Genomic DNA, 14,534 nt, shown 5'->3' with positions numbered 1-14,534 from the left:
GCTGTGATTTTCTCGTTTTTTCTCATAACTTGCGCTCCTTTCTTCGGTTTTAGGTTGTGTGTTCTAAGAGACTTCCCAACCGCTTGATTAAGAAGTCTTTTAGAGCATACAACACCGGCGGCCAGCTTGTACTTCTTGTACTGCCGGACCGCAAAATGATTTGGCTTCTCAGCCTCCAGCGCGTCAAACATCAGGTCTACGGGGTTCTTGAACTCCTCGTCATCCTCCCGGACCTCCATCGCGTTGATGAACTCGATGAGGGTGGAGAAATTCTGTTCCTCCACCGGGGCCTCGTAGTGGATATACCCAATGAGGGCGCAGTACAAAAGCGTCTCGGCCTTAACCCAAAAATCGTCCCCGGCCTTGCCCTCGTAGAGTAGGAATGAGCCGCCTTGCGGCATTACTGCCGTAGGTTTGCCCAAACCCCTCCCAGAACCGGACGTACACCTCTCGATGTATCCGGCTCGCCATTATTGCTTCAAATCAGTGTCGTTCAAGGGTGGTGAATCTTGTGATGACAGTCCTTGCACACCGCAAGTGTTTTTCGCTTTTTCGCTATCATCGCAAGCTCCCACAGTTGTTTTCCTTTGAGGTTCTTCACCTTATTTACATGGTGTATTTCCAGCGGTACATTGGTCTTTCCGCACAGCTCACACACGCAGGCGGACAGCCTATCGTCAAATGACGTTCTGGAACCGACGTGTGCGATTGCAAAGTCTATGATTTTATCTGTCCAGAGGTCTGTATTTTTGCAGTCCATAAACCTTGCGAAGCTGCGGCGCTTTATTCCTGCTTTCGTTTGGTAGGGCACACCCCAGCCGCCGTTTCCGTCACGGTATTTGCGGATTATTTTTCTGCTGGTGCTCTCATGCTTTCCAGCCAGAGTTTTCAGGCAGCTGTATTCCATCAAATATTCAAAATACTGAAGCTTGTTGAAATTGCTGGCTATACTGTAATAGTTGCAAATACCGCGCAGCTCAGAGTTGTACGTTGATACAATCTCCAAATCCGTACACCGAAAGATATATTTTCTTGCGATAGGCTCTATTGTCCCGTCGCGCAGTTGCCGGATGACCGACTTCCCAAACAGGAAAGGCATGATTTTGTCCGCAAACGGAATGCGCAGCTCAACAGACCCGTTGAGCGTGCGGGAAACGTGGTTTCCGTGCGGCTTTAGCTTCTGGTCTCTCCTCACACGGATGTCATAACCCAAAAATCTTGCATACTGGTTACTGTGCGTAATGAGTGTCTTTTGCTCTGAAAGCTCCATTTTCAGGGTTTGGCTGATGAAGTCGGACAGCTGTCTCTTGATACGCTCACAGTCCGCTTTATCGCCCTTCACGCCAAGAATGAAGTCGTCAGCATAACGGATGTATTTGATGACTTTATCCGTTTTGGACATACAGGGCGTTTTATGCATGACTGCTTTTAGTTGAGCGATTTTCTGCAACAAAGCTGTTTTTTCCTGACCTGTTGCAGTTTTCAGCTGTTTTTGAGCCTTCTTTATCTGCCATGTGACCTTATCGTATTCCGGGGTATGGTGTCTGTCCCTGCTTTTATAGAACTCCTTGGCGGTCTTTTCCACGAACTTGTCCAGCTCATTCAGGTAGATATTTGCGAGTATGGGCGAAGCGATGCCGCCCTGCGGGCAGCCGGAGTAGGTAGCATGGTATTGCCAGTCCTCCATATAACCGGCTTTTAGGAATTTCCAAATGAGCTGAATCAGCCGTGCGTCTTTAATCTTGGCGTTTATGACGTTTGCTAAAACTCGGTGGTCGATGTTATCAAAACAGCCTTTAATATCGCCCTCAATAAACCACGACACGCCTGAGAATTCTCTTTTCAAGGATTTCAGCGCAGTGTGGCAGCTCCTGTTGGGACGAAAGCCGTGAGAATTGTTTGAGAAGATTGGCTCGTAGACCGATTCTAATATCATTCTCAATACTTCCTGCACCAGCTTGTCCGTAAAGGTAGGAATTCCAAGAGGACGCTTTTTTGTGCTGTTCTGCTTTTTCTGGATGTACTCGCGGCGAACAGGATTCGGAGCATAGGTTCCGTCAGCCAGAGATTGGATGATCCGATCAACTTTTTCCTTGCTGAATCCGTCAGCTGTGTCGTCATTCACGCCTTTTGTTCCTGCGCCCTTGTTGGCGTAGAGGTTTTTGTACGCAAGATAATACAGGTCGGGTCTTAATAGATAGCGGTAGAGCCTTGTGAAGATTTCTTCTTTGTTGTCCCTTGAATTTTTTCTGATTCTATCCAAAATCTCGATTGTTGGTTGCATTTGAGGCTTTCCTCCCTAATCAAATTTCAATTTTGGAATGCAATAACTGTTCTCCTTCGTCTGGAATACAGGATATATTCCGTGAGAGTCGTTACTTCCCACAGGACTACTATGAGAACTCCGTTGCCGTATCGGATATTCAGCGTCATCTCCCTTGCCTTTCGAGGGCTTGGGATTTATCACCCACAGGGGGCATTTCGCATAGCTCGTTTGAGCATTCCGACTTAGGCAATCCCCAGTTAGCGTAATAAGTAGGCAAATGCGGATTGTCGGATACGCTTTCGTTTCGTTATTTCCAGTTCTCTGGCTTGTCACATGAATGGATTGATAACCCATCGCGCAAAGGCGAAACGCAATGTTATTCATGTCAGAGGTTGATGCCGCCGTATCTACGGTGGTTACATACACATTCCTCCGCCCGAACACAACGGGGACTTGAAACTCGCATTCAACATTCAGTAGTTCTATCCTCATATCCGCTTAACGTAGCAATTCAGTCGTGCTCTTGTGTATATAGCAACTTATCGCTTTCCCGCCATGCTATGGTCCCGCATCAGCTTTCGCCTATCGGTTAGGCGGATCGTTTCCACTGTTATCTGAGTGGGTAGTGCCTGATTCTACTTCTTACTACGCCCTATCTGGGCGCGCGCCCTTGGTGTTGGCGATCAGCGTCGTGACCAGTTTCAAGATGTCCTTTTCGGAGTGGATGTAGGCAAAGGGATTATAGTGCATGGACTTCTTGAAGTTGATGGTATTGAGGACTTTGATCCGATAAGGCTCATAGATGACCTTGCCGTGCTTATCCTTCATGGGCTTGCCGTCCTTGCCCAGCTTGGGTGTGCCGTGCTGAAGCATTTTGCCGCACTCCACCAGGATGGTGCCTTTTGGGTCTGTCACCACATAGGAGCTGTGCATCTGCATCAGGTTCGGCTTCAGCCAGAACCGGGTCTTGCCGGAACCGGAGCCGCCGATTACCAGAACATTTTTGTTTCTGGCAGTCTTGGGGTCCTTGGGGCGGCTATTCATGGTCAGGCTCTCGGTTTTAGTCAGAATCACATTGTTCTGGAATACCGGGTCGATGTAGGGTGCAATGTCCTCATGGGTGCCCCAGCGGGCGCTGCCATACTCCATACCGTGCCGGTACTTCTTGGCGTTCTTGCTTTTGAGATACACGGCCAATCGCAGGCCAGCGCCGCAGCACAGCCCCACCAGCAGGTCCAAAGGGTGCAGGCTGGGCCACCAGCTGGCCAGCGCCACCGGCAGCGTGGAGAAGAACGAAAGCATTTTTGCCGAAGCGTCCGCACCCACGGCCATCCGCCATCCTTCACCGAAGTTGGTTGCGAACAGCCCCATCAGGATATAGGGCATATTCAGCAAAATGAGCTTTTTGATGTCAAGTTGCTTTTTCATCTTCATCGTTCCAGCTCCTTCCGCTTGTTCCGGTCCACAACGGCGTGTTTCACCAGCTCTTTGAACTGGCTCAGCTTTGCCAGCACGGACGGATGCTCTGTTTTCTGCGCCTTTCTGACCTTCTTGCCGGTGTACTCGGTAAAGGCAGCGGTCAGGGCATCCGCATCGCGGCCTTTGAAAAAGATCAGGTACTTGGGCGGGGAGCTGCTGCGGTCCTTCTTCACCGCATAGTCAACGCCGTATTTCCGGGCGATCTTTTCAAACTCCTTGATGGAGGGGTCGGTGATCTCGATGTTGGAAACGCCCTGATTCTGGCCGATCAGCTGCTTCACCGTCTGTTTGCCGTGGGGAATCACGGGGGTATCCCGGCTTTTCTGCTTTTGCAGCTTCTTTTCCTTGCGGTGGGCAAGGTACTTGGTGATGGCGGCCTTAAACAGCCGCCCGGTAAACTTTGTTCCGCTGACTACCAGCGTCAAAGTCCTGTTTTCCACTTCCTCCTGCATAGGTCATCGCCTCCTTTCCACGGATTTTGCAGGGGTGGCGCTTGATACTAAGGCGGGACCACCAGCCGCCGCAGCAGGTATTTCATCATGGCAGGCTCCTTTCAACGCAGCTGATCGGAGCGGTCATAGTACAGATGTCCCTGGCGCACCTTGGCATGGCTGAGAATCTTGATGTGGCCCTTTTCCTGGTTCTCCAGGCTTTTCTGGTATCCGGCCTCCGTCAGAAACAGGCGGGTCCGTTCGCCTTTCCAGCCCACCGGCGAATCGTGGGTCAGCACATCGAAGATAATCATGTGCCGGGTGTCCTCGGCAAACCGCTCCAAATCCATGTACTCATGGCCGTGGTAGTTCTGCGCCCCGGCTTTGAGGCGCATTTCCTCCATCAGCTGGCCCACGGTCTTACGCTCAGGCATGGCGTGCGCCTCCTTTCCCGCGCCCCTGGCCCTTCACGGTCAGGATGCCGTCCAGGGTGGTGGCGGTGATCCGCAGGCGCTCGGCGGTGGCGATGTCATTCTTCACGGTCTCGTCGATGCCGTGGCCGCAGACCACCAGCACATGGGACCGGCGCAGGTAGTCCCGCGCCATATCCAGCCCGTCCTTGTGTTCCTGGGGAATCTCGTCCTTGAGGAAGGTGGGCAGGAACAGCACCGGGCAGATGGGCGAATACCCGGCGTCGTACACCTGACGGCAGTAGGCCGCAGCGTTCTCGGCGTTCTCATACTGGCTGTTGCTCCAGGAAGCCGTAATGTAAGCAAGGGGTCGTTTCATAGCAAAATCCTTTCTCCCGATGTGTCCGGGCAGCAGAAAAGCGGCTGTTTACCAGCCGCCTGCGTACATATCGTGGTTGACTTGTGCGGTGTAGTGATTGCTGATCGTGGTCGGCGCGTTGAACAGCACCGCAAGCAGATACTGCTTCATGTTGCGGATTTCGGTGGTATTGTTCCGCAGGCATTCCATGACAAACTCGATATGGGAGCAATCCAGCTTCAAAAAACGGGAGCGGACCACCTCATGGGGGAAGTCGCTGCCAGCGATCCGGGTGGTTTTCCGCTTGGCGCAGACGGTCTCCACCATCAGCTCCACAATCTCGTCCAAGTCCTCCCGGTAGGTGGTAAACTCCCGGCACAGGTGGTCATACTCGATGTTCTCCAGAATCAAATCCCGATAACTTTCCATCTCTGAGACAGACATCGCATCCCTTCCTTTCCGTTCCGGCAGCTGTGCTGCCGCTGTTTCCCGGAAGGGAATGGAATCGGTACTTGATCCATGAGTATTTTGTTTTTGGGTATTTGATTTCTCTATATTTAATTCTGCGGGCTTTTCCGTATCCGGTTTATCCATATACGGGTTTTCCGTATCTGGTGAAGCCGTATCCGGTTCAGCCGTATCCGGCCCAGGCGTTTCCGGCTGCCGGGGCTGAGGCTGCTCATAAATGACATACTCGGTATCGCTGATCCGGCCCTGCCGGTCCCTCAGCTGGTGGCGCACGATGTAACCGGCGGTTTCCAGCTCCCGCAGCGCATTACCGATGGCGTCCACGCCCTCCTTGCAGATTTTCGCAAGGCCACGGGTGGTATAGTTCCAGTCATCCGGCAGGGACAGCATCATGGAAAGCAGTCCCTTGGCCTTCAGCGACAATTCATGGTTCCGCAGGTGATGATTGCTCATTACCGTATAGTCGCGGGTTCTTTCAATCCGAAAGACCGCCATTGACTTCACTCCTTTCTGATCTCAGGGCATGAAAAAAGCCACAATCTTTCGTGAAAAAGACTGTGGCGTTCAGCTGTTCTTGATTTTCGTGTTCTTCCGGGGCCGGTAGGGACGCTTGGGCAGCGGCGGCTGGTCGAACAACGATTCATGCCCCGAAAACGGGAGGGTCTGCAAAACCCGGTCAATGTCGGTGGATTCCATGTCATATTGGGACTGGCAGTTTTCCCGGATAGCATCCTTGATGCTCTGGACAGTACACATATTCATTCCTTTCCTTTCGTAGTGATGATGGGTTTACGGGTGGCGGCGGCGCTTGTCCGGTTTGAAGTCGAGAACATGGCCCTCGATCACACGGGCATACCGCTTGATTTTGATTTCCCGGCGCTTCTGGCTGTGAAGAGCGGCCTGATACCCGTCCTCCGTGAGAAACAGCCGCATTTCATCTCCGGGGCTGCCGTAGGAACAGGGACGCAGGACGGAAAACTCGATCATCCAGCGGGTGTTGTCCTGAAAACGCTCTACGGCGAGAATGTTGTGTCCTTTCAGCTCACGGGCTGAAATATCCCTCATAGGCAGCTCCTTTCATCGTTCCTGGTCTCTCTGGCGCTTCTTCTGCCACCCCTCCAGCAGCTTGATTATGGTCTCCTGCATCCGCTGGGGTGTGTAGCTCTTGGGAAAATACTTCCGCAGGATGTCGGCAGAAAGGGTCACTTTGTCGAGATCGCTTTTCTTTTCCTCGCCCATGATGACGCGCATCATATCGAGGGTCAAATGCCCCTCCTGACTGTATTTCTTGAGCCGCTGGGCCTGGGAAAGAGAGGGGGTAGCCTGTTCGCTGTCCATCGCGTCCAGCAAGTCCCGCTGTTCCTCTTTTTTGAGGAAAGACAGCTCGTAGGCCGGATTGAGCGCGATTTTCTTTTCATCCACCATATCCAGCAGTTCAGGGATCAGCTCCGTCAGGCGAATATAGCGTTGAATTTGATTTCGGCTCTGACCAACTTGCTCGGCCAAAATATCCCGCGACTTCTTTCCATCTGACTTGTGCCCAACTTGGGCACAAGTTAAATCGGACCGTTCCCCCTGGTGCTTCATGGCCTCCAGCTTCATCTTGTAAGCAAAGGCCCTCTCGCTGGGAAGCAGGCTTTCCCTCTGCAAGTTGCTGTCCACCATGATGATGGTGGCGGCATCATCGTCCAGGTCCCGGACAATGACCGGCATGGTTTCTTTCTCGGCCAGCTCACTGGCCCGATGTCTCCTGTGACCGGCAACCAGCTCGTAGCCTCCCTCCGGGTCCGGGCGGGCAATCGCCGGAACCAGAACACCATACTGCCGAACACTGTCGGCGGTCTCCATCATGGCCTCGTCATCCTTGACTTTGAAAGGGTGGTTCTTGAACGGATGCAGCTCAGACAGCGGGATTTCCTGTATCTTCTCCAGCTTGGCATCCTGACGGCCTTCTTCGGTGGAGAACAGATCATCTACCGAGGCCAGCTCGACTTTTTTCGCGCTGCTTTTCAAGTTTCATCACCTCCTGGGTCAGATTTTTGTACCCCTCGGCCACCTTGCCATTAGGGTCATGGGCAAAAATGCTTTTGCCCTCGGCGCTGATTTCCTTTGCCCGAACGGAATGGGGAATCTCGGTGCCAAACACCTTGATTTTGCTGCCGTAGGTTTCCCGCAGCAGGGCAGCGATCTCCTTGGCAAAGTTGGTGCGGTTGTCCACCATCGTCAGCAATATGCCGTCGATCTGGAGCTTGGGATTGATCTGCCGCTTCACCTTGTTTACGGTCTGGAGCAGCTGTTCCAGGCCCTTGGCGGGCAGGTACTCGGCCTGGACGGGGATTATGACCCTGTTGGCGGCTGCCAGGGCATTGACCGTGAGCATACCCAGAGAAGGCTGGCAGTCAATCAGGATATGGGAATACTGTCCCTTGAGCGTGTCCAGATACTGCCGCAGGATGGTCTCACGGCTCATGGCGTTCACCAGAGAGACCTCCATGCCGGAGAGCTGGATGTCGGCGGGCATCAGGTCAACGCCCTCCGGGTGGTGCAGGATACCTTCGCCGGGGCGTAGCAGCTCGTCCATCAGGATACGGCCCATTGCGTCGGACAGGGTAAAGGGCAGCTTGTCCGGCTGGGGATGGCCCAGGCTGATGGTCAGGCTCCCTTGCGGGTCCCCGTCGATCAGCAGCACTTTCTTCCCGGCCTGCGCCAACCCGATCCCCAAGTTCGCGCAGGTGGTTGTCTTGCCAACGCCGCCTTTCTGGTTGGCGATGGCGATGATTTGCGTGTTCAATGACTTCACCTCATTTCTGATTGGTGTTGTCATGTGCCTGCACAGCAGTCCTGGAAATGACAAAAGCCGCCACTTGAAACAAGTGACGGCTTAGCCTAAATCCAATATTCTACTGTGCTTGAAATCAAAAGGCTTTGAGTTCCTTTCTGCTATTCATTTGTCGTTAATGAAACACCCCCTATAATTCGACTTATTTCAGCGTGATTTTTCGGTTTGGAAAAGGATGAAAAACCAGACTGAAAACCTCAAAACCCTTGATTCTACGGGGCTTTTCCGGTTTGTCGTAATTATACCGTAAGGGCACACTTTCGCCACTCACGCTCTGGCCAGCGGAGTGGATGCCAAGACCCTATCGGGAATCCTGGGCCATACGCAGGCTTCGTTCACCCTGGATACTTATACTCATGTGACGGGCGATATGCAGAAGCGAGCCAGTGAGATCGTGGGTGGCTTCATGGAAAATATCATAGTGAGGTGAGAGAATGGCGGGCAAGAGAAAGAAGGGCGAAGGCACTGTCCGCCTCCGGAAAGATGGCCGCTGGGAAGGCCGGGTAGTAGTAGGTTATGACGAGGCAGGCAACCCCAAGACGAAAAATGTACTGGCCAAAACAAAAAAGGAATGCATTGAAAAGCTGGAGGCATTAAAAAGCTCCTGCCAGATGGTTCGACCCGTCCAGGTGCGGTCCGATATGCTCTTTCGGGACTGGCTGGACTACTGGTACCAGAATTACTCCAAACCCAGGCTCCGGCAGACAACCCAGCTCAGCTATGAGGGGTGGATCTACAATCACCTGATCCCAGGCGTGGGCGAAATCCCGATGAACCAGCTGACCCAGGCGGAACTTCAGCAGTTCTTCCGGCTCATGAAAGAGAGTGGACGAAAAGCCAATGTAGAGCGCAGAGGCCCCGGCATGGCGGACCGCTCGGTGCGCAGCTGCCACGCCGTCTGCCAGATGGCGCTGGACAAGGCAGTGGAGGAGAAACTGATCCACTCCAATCCGGCAGTAGGCTGCAAGCTTCCGGCGATGAATGGTAAAGAGATGAAGATTCTGACCCAGGAAGAGATACAACGATTTCTCATCCAGGCTAAGGCGGAGGGGATGTACGAACTCTTCCTCCTGGAACTGACAACTGGTATGCGTCGGGGCGAACTGCTGGCCCTCCGATGGGACGACCTGGACTTCGCCACTGGAAAACTGCGCATTGACAAGCAGGTCTATCCCGTAGGCGGTAAGCTCATCGTCAGCGAGCCCAAAACCAAAGCAGCCAACCACACCATCATCCTGCCGCCTGCCATGGTGGAGCTGCTGGCGGAGTACAAAAAGGGTATCTTCTCTGAATTGATGTTCCCGTCCCGCACCAAACCGGAGCAGCCCATTGACCCCGGCTACGTCCGAAAGCGGCTACAGATAATTCTGGAGAGGGCGGGGTGTAAACGGGTAAGGTTTCATGATTTGCGCCATACTTTTGCCACCCTGTCCCTGGAGAACGGAATGGATGTAAAGACTCTCTCAACTATTATCGGCCATGTTTCCTCGGCGACCACGCTGAACACCTATACCCATATCACCGACGAGATGCGCCGCAAGGCGGCGCTGAGCATCGATCAGGGCATCGCCAAGGCGGAAGTGGAGCTCATGCCGGAACAGACGGACGAACCCCCAAAGCAGGACTTTGTGCCGGTGGAACCGCCCCGGCGCAGACCGGGAACTGGGTGCGTCAGCCAGCTGCGGGAACATCTCTGGGAGGGGCGCTACTCCCCAGTGTGGCCGGATGGGAAAAAGCATTCCCGGAATGTCTATGCCAAGACCCGCGAGGAGTGCGAGGAGAAGCTGAAGGTACTGATTCTGGAGATGAAAGCGGAGATCGCTGCTCTCCGCTCTGGAGCAAGCACGGAGTATCCTGATGGGGTGAGTCCCAAAAAGAAGGCCATCGCCGCCTACCTGCGGGAACACCCTGGTGTGACCAGCAAGTCCTTGATTGCCAGGGAATTGCAGATGGACCGCTCCACGGTGCAGCGGTACTATGACGAGATTCGGGAGGAATTTCAACGGCAAGGATGACATGGAAGAAAACCGGGAGGGCTGTACCTGAAACAAGTGCAACCCTCCCGATTTTCAATTTCTCAAATGGTCTCCTTGACTGTACCACTAAGAGACTTATCCTTGCACCGCTTCGACCAGAGAATCTGTTTTTCCACTACTGAGACATAGACCACATGAAGGTGGTATATTTAAAATCTGGAGCTGAAAATTTACCGAAAGAAAAGATACTGAATATTTGAATGAACGATATTACTTTGCAGCACAAAATTCAACTACTCAAAACCCCATCTCTCAAAGTCAGTATACGGTTTCCAACTTTGGCTACATTGCTGTCATGCGTAATCTGAATAATCGTGTTGCCCTGTCTGTTCAAAGCACGAAACAGGTCAAGAATTTCTCGTCCGGTTTGGGAATCTAATGCACCGGTAGGTTCATCGGCCAGCAAAACAGCCGGATGGGTAATCAGCGCCCTTGCAATGGCTACACGCTGCTGCTGGCCGCCGGAAAGCTCATTGGGTTTATGGATTTTCCGCTGCTCAAGACCTACCATTTCCAGAATTTCCTCCGCCTTTTCCTGGGCACTTTTACGGTCTGTTCCTCGGATCAGCAACGGCATCATCACATTTTGCAGCACCGAGTATTTGGGAATCAGATGATATTTCTGAAAAATAAAGCCGATTTTTTCATTTCGGATGGCCGCCAGTACATCCGGGTCGCTTTGTTCCACTGAGATGCCATCAATGGTATAACGCCCTGTGTCCAGGGTATCCATACAGCCAATAATATTCATCAGCGTGGACTTTCCGCTGCCCGATGCGCCGAGGATAGACACAAATTCCCCGCGTTCCACTTGTAGTGACACATTTTTTAGTACATGGAGGGAATTTTCGCCCATTCGATAGGATTTGTTGACATCCTCCAGGCAGATCATGTTACATCACCATCAGACTCTCCACCACACCAGTGGTTTCATTTACGATCAGCTGCACCAGGCTGCCCTTGGTCACATTATCAAAGCTGACCTCTTTTCCCATTGCATTGGTGATTTTTGCCCCGGCAGGAATGGTAAACTCGCGTACTTCACCGGTGAACTCAATGGGCAGCTGCTCTGCGGGAGCATCCCCGGTATTGCCCTCTGCTCCCTCTCCAGCAGCATCATCTGGCATGGGGATCATAATCGTTGCACCATCACCCGCACCGGTATCATTTCCATCTGCCGGCCGGGTCTCACCATTTTCATCCACATAGTAGGTTTCACCGGAACCATCACCACTATCCAAGACGATCTCGCCAAGGCTTACGGTAATATCGTTGCCCACCTTATCCGACACCTGCCCCATATAACTCTGGATCGTTGCCACATCCCCGGCAGAACCAGAAGAATTTTCGGTTTGTGTGGGGGCGGAACTTCCAGCTCCATCAGGCGCTTTTGTCTGTCCCCCAGAGCAGGCAGCCAGAGCAAAAGTCAAGGTAAAGGCAAGTGCGGTTACAATCAGTTTTTTCATGGTTCATATCTCCTTAAATTAATTTTGTATTATTCTTCAGCCAATGCCTGAATCGGCATCAACAGAGAAGCCTTGTATGCAGGGTAAAACCCAAACAGTGTGCTGGTGGCAACAGCAAACAGGCTCGCCACAATTTTTCCGTCCCAAGAGGGGTAGACAGGGATTTCGGTAAAGCCCATCAAAGCGATAGCGGGGAAACTCAATACCACACCTACCACACCGGAAAATACACCGATGCAGAAGGATTCCAGCAGGAATTGAAAAAGTATGTCTTTTTCTTTTGCGCCCAGTGCTTTCAAAATACCGATTTCTTTAGTGCGCTCTTTCACCGTCACAAACATGACATTCATAATTCCGATTCCGCCAACGACAAACACAATCACGGCAACGGATACCAGAAGCAACTTCATGGTGGTAGCCGACGCAGTGGCAGCTTCGATGCGTGTGCCTGCATCGGATACGGTATAGACGCTTGCCTCGGTCATGTAATAGTTCAGGGTACTCATGATTTCTTTTTTTGCTTTTTCGATTTCACTGATACTGAACGCTTTTCCAACCGCCTGTGTTGTAGCATAGGGGTCCAACAGTTCATCCTTTTCCATAGCGGAATAGGGAATAAAGATGCTGCTGTCTGTATCCACACCCTGCAAACCATCCTCGCTGCGTTTCAAAAGACCTATGATTTGATACCGGGCATCGCCGATTTTAATGTAGCTGCCTACTGCTTCGCCGGTTCCAAATAGTTTCTCAGCGATTTTGCTGCCGATGACAGCAACCCGCTCGCCATCTTCAAAATCATACTCTCCGAAATCTGCTCCCTGCTCAAAGGAAATGTTGGAAATTTCGGCATAGCCGGGTGTAACACCGACCAGATTGGCGGATTGCTTTTTGGAGTTGTATGTCACTTCCTGAAAGCCGCTGGCCCGCAGATACATGCCTTGCAGGGTGGTACTTTCTTCCATAATCTTCCCAATCAGTTCCGGTGTCAGTTTTTCAACCGTAGTGACATCTTTTCCGGCTGCCAGCGCCGTATAGTCCAGGTTTACATAGATGGTATCGGCGGAAAGGTTGGAAAACTGCTTTGCCGCCTCCTGCTCACCGCCTTTTCCAATGGCGATCACCAGAATGATGGTGATGGTGCCGACGATGATGCCCAGGGTAGTGAGCAGGAGGCGAAATTTATTTTCGATCATATTGATGGTGACAATATGAAAGGTTTCACTCAATCTCATACCTTACTCCTGCACAATGACAACTTCATTTTCAGAAAGGCCATCCAAAATTTCGCTGACACGCCCATCTGAGAATCCCGTTACGATCTGCTTTCGAACAAGCTCTTCATTCTCGTCCCGCACAAGTACATACTGCTGGCCGTTTTCCAGTGTAATAGCCTTATTGGACAAGGTCAGCACATCGGTCTTTTCCTTCAAAATGATGGTGGCATAGGCCTTCATGCCTGGGAGGAGCATCTGTTCACCAGGATCAATAGTGATAGTGACCGGATATTCTCCGTTGTCATTTGCCACCAGAAGTCTTTCTTTTACCGTGCCGGTAAACTTTTGCTCTGCGTAGGCATCCACATAGATATTGACCTTTTGCCCCACAGACACACTGCCAATGTCAGCGGCGCTGACGGGTACGGTCATGGTGATCTCGTCCAGCTCGCCCACAATACAAAGTGGTTTGCCATCCGCAACGGTATCGCCAACTTTATAGTTCAGCGTTGTTACAATACCGTCCAGTTGTGCGTAAATCGTCGGATTTTGGGAAAGCGCCTGCAAGCGGGACACTTTTTCCTGAGCCGCCTGCACATTCCGGCTGGCCTTTGCAATGTTCTCGTTAATTGCCTTCAGTTCTTCGCTGGTCTTGTAATCTAAAAAGGCGTTGTCACCATTCTGATTTTCCAGTGCTTGCTGAAATAGCTTTTCGGCCCGTTCCATTTCCTCCAATTTGAGGGACAGCGCCTCATAATCGCTCTTTAGCGAATCCTCGCAGGTCTGCTGCTCTCCTTTGAGACGCTCCAGTTCTGCAAAAGCTGGATCTTCCATATATGCGTCGATCTCTTGCTGCATGGCCGTATTTTCATTTTGCAGCTTTGTGATCTCCAGCTGAATGGCATTTCGTTCTTCGGAACCATCGGAGAGGAAATTTATTTCCTCCTGTGCTTTTCTTAGCTGGGACTCTTTCCCGATGATCTGGCTGTTCAAAGCGTCAATTTCATCCGTATAAGAGAGCTGACGGATTTTTTGCTGGTTAGCAGCTATCTGTTGCTGCAACTCCTGAATCTTCTGCTCATTTTCCGGGTCACTTGTATCCAATCCCGCAAGCTGCTCTTTCAGATTCTGAATTTCCACTTCCAAACTCTGAATCTGAGAAACATTGTTTGCTGCCAGAGCTGCCTTTTCACTGAGCTGCCCATTGAGCTTTTGGATGTCGTATTGGAGATTCGCAATCTGGTTATTCAAAGTGTTTCGTTCATCAGAGCCATCGTCCACTTTCAGCAGCTCTTCGTTCAGACGCCCGATTTCCAGAATATTTTGGTTGATTTTTATTTGCAATCGCTCAACCTTTTCCTCCAAATCTCCTACCTGAGCGGAACCATCTGCGATCTGCTGCTGGAGCTGGACCAGCATAGCTTCCTGATGGGCAATAGACGATTCTATCCCACCGTTGGCGACTATGTCATGGTGACGGTGGAGGGGGAGCTGGCAGTCATCCATCGAGTGCTGCGGAGAAAGAGTCTCTTTGTCCGGAGAGCGGTCGGCGTGTCCGGTCAGGCTC

14 protein-coding genes and 3 pseudogenes are annotated in these 14,534 nt (G+C 51.8%); 2 read left to right on the top strand and 15 right to left on the bottom strand.

What is annotated here, in order from left to right; genetic code table 11:
* The 11 genes and pseudogenes from WHJ28_RS16285 to WHJ28_RS16235 form a co-directional block, all read right to left on the bottom strand.
* Nucleotides 1–371: pseudogene (locus WHJ28_RS16285) on the bottom strand (recombinase); the annotation flags it as partial.
* A 122-nt stretch (nt 372–493) separates the two neighbouring features.
* Nucleotides 494–2,284, bottom strand: a complete 1,791-nt coding sequence (locus tag WHJ28_RS16280) for a reverse transcriptase domain-containing protein (RefSeq protein WP_340043074.1) — start codon at nt 2,282–2,284, stop codon at nt 494–496.
* Between the two features lie 648 nt (nt 2,285–2,932).
* Nucleotides 2,933–3,694 (bottom strand): annotated as a pseudogene (locus WHJ28_RS16275) (type IV secretory system conjugative DNA transfer family protein); the annotation flags it as partial.
* 2 nt (nt 3,695–3,696) lie between these two features.
* A complete protein-coding gene (locus WHJ28_RS16270) occupies nt 3,697–4,197 on the bottom strand; it encodes a PcfB family protein (RefSeq protein ID WP_340043073.1) in 501 nt (166 codons plus the stop codon).
* 101 nt (nt 4,198–4,298) lie between these two features.
* Nucleotides 4,299–4,610: a DUF5720 family protein gene (locus WHJ28_RS16265; RefSeq protein ID WP_002576353.1), complete on the bottom strand. Its 312-nt coding sequence runs from the start codon at nt 4,608–4,610 to the stop codon at nt 4,299–4,301.
* The gene (locus tag WHJ28_RS16260) at nt 4,603–4,965 is read right to left on the bottom strand and encodes a DUF7768 domain-containing protein (RefSeq protein WP_227708574.1); all 363 of its coding nucleotides are present in this window, start codon (nt 4,963–4,965) and stop codon (nt 4,603–4,605) included. Before WHJ28_RS16260 ends, WHJ28_RS16265 begins: the two co-directional genes overlap by 8 nt.
* A 48-nt stretch (nt 4,966–5,013) precedes the next feature.
* Nucleotides 5,014–5,907, bottom strand: coding sequence for a DUF6017 domain-containing protein (locus WHJ28_RS16255; protein ID WP_340043072.1), 894 nt, complete (start codon nt 5,905–5,907; stop codon nt 5,014–5,016).
* A 69-nt stretch (nt 5,908–5,976) separates the two neighbouring features.
* Entirely contained in the window at nt 5,977–6,174 is a 198-nt protein-coding gene (locus tag WHJ28_RS16250; protein WP_087307674.1) for a hypothetical protein, read from the bottom strand.
* A gap of 27 nt (nt 6,175–6,201) precedes the next feature.
* Nucleotides 6,202–6,477 (bottom strand): DUF5720 family protein, encoded by a 276-nt coding sequence (locus WHJ28_RS16245; protein WP_340043071.1) that lies wholly within the window; start codon nt 6,475–6,477, stop codon nt 6,202–6,204.
* A 12-nt stretch (nt 6,478–6,489) separates the two neighbouring features.
* Nucleotides 6,490–7,425: a ParB/RepB/Spo0J family partition protein gene (locus WHJ28_RS16240; protein WP_340043070.1), complete on the bottom strand. Its 936-nt coding sequence runs from the start codon at nt 7,423–7,425 to the stop codon at nt 6,490–6,492.
* On the bottom strand, nt 7,382–8,203 hold the full coding sequence (locus tag WHJ28_RS16235; RefSeq protein WP_340043069.1) for a ParA family protein: 822 nt from the start codon (nt 8,201–8,203) through the stop codon (nt 7,382–7,384). Before WHJ28_RS16235 ends, WHJ28_RS16240 begins: the two co-directional genes overlap by 44 nt.
* Before the next feature lie 301 nt (nt 8,204–8,504).
* On the opposite strand from WHJ28_RS16235, the pseudogene WHJ28_RS16230 reads away from it, so the two are divergent.
* Together WHJ28_RS16230 and WHJ28_RS16225 are read left to right on the top strand one after the other, a co-directional pair.
* Nucleotides 8,505–8,681 (top strand): annotated as a pseudogene (locus tag WHJ28_RS16230) (tyrosine-type recombinase/integrase); the annotation flags it as partial.
* A gap of 4 nt (nt 8,682–8,685) precedes the next feature.
* The gene (locus WHJ28_RS16225; RefSeq protein WP_340043068.1) at nt 8,686–10,266 is read left to right on the top strand and encodes a tyrosine-type recombinase/integrase; all 1,581 of its coding nucleotides are present in this window, start codon (nt 8,686–8,688) and stop codon (nt 10,264–10,266) included.
* A 250-nt stretch (nt 10,267–10,516) separates the two neighbouring features.
* Here WHJ28_RS16225 and WHJ28_RS16220 read toward each other — a convergent pair whose 3' ends face one another.
* Genes WHJ28_RS16220 through WHJ28_RS16205 form a run of 4 tightly spaced genes read right to left on the bottom strand, consistent with a single transcriptional unit; the run spans nt 10,517 to nt 14,386 of the window.
* Nucleotides 10,517–11,179, bottom strand: a complete 663-nt coding sequence (locus tag WHJ28_RS16220) for an ABC transporter ATP-binding protein (protein WP_340043067.1) — start codon at nt 11,177–11,179, stop codon at nt 10,517–10,519.
* A gap of 1 nt (nt 11,180) precedes the next feature.
* Nucleotides 11,181–11,753, bottom strand: a complete 573-nt coding sequence (locus WHJ28_RS16215; protein ID WP_340043066.1) for a hypothetical protein — start codon at nt 11,751–11,753, stop codon at nt 11,181–11,183.
* A 29-nt stretch (nt 11,754–11,782) separates the two neighbouring features.
* Nucleotides 11,783–12,985: an ABC transporter permease gene (locus WHJ28_RS16210; protein ID WP_340043065.1), complete on the bottom strand. Its 1,203-nt coding sequence runs from the start codon at nt 12,983–12,985 to the stop codon at nt 11,783–11,785.
* A gap of 3 nt (nt 12,986–12,988) precedes the next feature.
* Complete coding sequence (locus WHJ28_RS16205) at nt 12,989–14,386, bottom strand: efflux RND transporter periplasmic adaptor subunit (protein ID WP_340043064.1); 1,398 nt, start codon at nt 14,384–14,386, stop codon at nt 12,989–12,991.
* Nucleotides 14,387–14,534: the final 148 nt, after the last annotated feature.

Origin of the sequence: Flavonifractor porci, from assembly GCF_037572415.1 — a bacterium.
Classification (GTDB): domain Bacteria; phylum Bacillota; class Clostridia; order Oscillospirales; family Oscillospiraceae; genus Flavonifractor; species Flavonifractor porci.
Note: the sequence above shows the minus strand (reverse complement) of the source record. Positions and strands in the feature narration are given on the sequence as shown.

Bases quoted from the DNA above. Each gene is read 5' to 3' on its own strand.
- WHJ28_RS16280 (WP_340043074.1), bottom strand. From the start codon at position 2,284: ATGCAACCAACAATCGAGATTTTGGATAGAATCAGAAAAAATTCAAGG.
- WHJ28_RS16270 (WP_340043073.1), bottom strand. From the start codon at position 4,197: ATGCAGGAGGAAGTGGAAAACAGGACTTTGACGCTGGTAGTCAGCGGA.
- WHJ28_RS16265 (WP_002576353.1), bottom strand. From the start codon at position 4,610: ATGCCTGAGCGTAAGACCGTGGGCCAGCTGATGGAGGAAATGCGCCTC.
- WHJ28_RS16260 (WP_227708574.1), bottom strand. From the start codon at position 4,965: ATGAAACGACCCCTTGCTTACATTACGGCTTCCTGGAGCAACAGCCAG.
- WHJ28_RS16255 (WP_340043072.1), bottom strand. From the start codon at position 5,907: ATGGCGGTCTTTCGGATTGAAAGAACCCGCGACTATACGGTAATGAGC.
- WHJ28_RS16250 (WP_087307674.1), bottom strand. From the start codon at position 6,174: ATGAATATGTGTACTGTCCAGAGCATCAAGGATGCTATCCGGGAAAAC.
- WHJ28_RS16245 (WP_340043071.1), bottom strand. From the start codon at position 6,477: ATGAGGGATATTTCAGCCCGTGAGCTGAAAGGACACAACATTCTCGCC.
- WHJ28_RS16225 (WP_340043068.1), top strand. From the start codon at position 8,686: ATGGCGGGCAAGAGAAAGAAGGGCGAAGGCACTGTCCGCCTCCGGAAA.
- WHJ28_RS16220 (WP_340043067.1), bottom strand. From the start codon at position 11,179: ATGATCTGCCTGGAGGATGTCAACAAATCCTATCGAATGGGCGAAAAT.
- WHJ28_RS16215 (WP_340043066.1), bottom strand. From the start codon at position 11,753: ATGAAAAAACTGATTGTAACCGCACTTGCCTTTACCTTGACTTTTGCT.
- WHJ28_RS16210 (WP_340043065.1), bottom strand. From the start codon at position 12,985: ATGAGATTGAGTGAAACCTTTCATATTGTCACCATCAATATGATCGAA.
- WHJ28_RS16205 (WP_340043064.1), bottom strand. From the start codon at position 14,386: ATGCTGGTCCAGCTCCAGCAGCAGATCGCAGATGGTTCCGCTCAGGTA.